This is a genomic window from Pedobacter sp. ASV12, from assembly GCF_016429155.1.
Lineage (GTDB): Bacteria > Bacteroidota > Bacteroidia > Sphingobacteriales > Sphingobacteriaceae > Pedobacter.
Map to the genome: position 1 here is coordinate 1 of NZ_JAELUC010000256.1, position 554 is coordinate 554.

Sequence of the window (554 nt, forward strand, 5' to 3'; positions counted from 1 at the left end):
CGAGATCATGAGTACTGTCTCGTGGGCTCGGAGATGTGTATAAGAGACAGGTTTTGTCGTTTGGATTTTTTAGGTTAAACGTATTAGATAACCCTCTTGATAACGTGTTTGGTTTTATTGATTTTATGAAATCATACATGTCTCTACCCATCTTTGGGTTCCAAACAACTGGGTCTAGCCAAAACCCATAAAAATGAAGGTTTTGTAAATGACGGCTCGTCAGGAGATTTTTTTACCGTGGAAGCTAAAACACTAAAGGCTCCAAATTTTCCAGTTGAAGGCTGTTCTAGTGTATCGTATCCGGTATATGCCTACGATCCAAATGCAAAATTACACACCCGCGAAGAACTGATTCTTTTTTTTGATAAAATGCTTTGCGCCAACGGGAATTTCCTGTTAAACATTGGCCCTAAAGAAGATGGAACATTGCTCGAAAAGTTAGTTAATCGCTTTGCGGAAATGTCTCAATGCTGTCTCTTATACACATCTGACGCTGCCGACGAACCACGACATGGGGGGTTGTGGGGGGGGGGGGGGGGGGTGGGAAAGGGGGG

General features: G+C 43.3%; 1 protein-coding gene. It reads left to right on the forward strand.

Annotation, left to right across the window (positions count from 1 at the left end; all coding sequences use genetic code 11):
* Positions 1-237: 237 nt before the first annotated feature.
* On the forward strand, positions 238-554 hold a 317-nt coding region (locus JHD69_RS20180), incomplete at its 3' end, for an alpha-L-fucosidase (protein ID WP_370583539.1).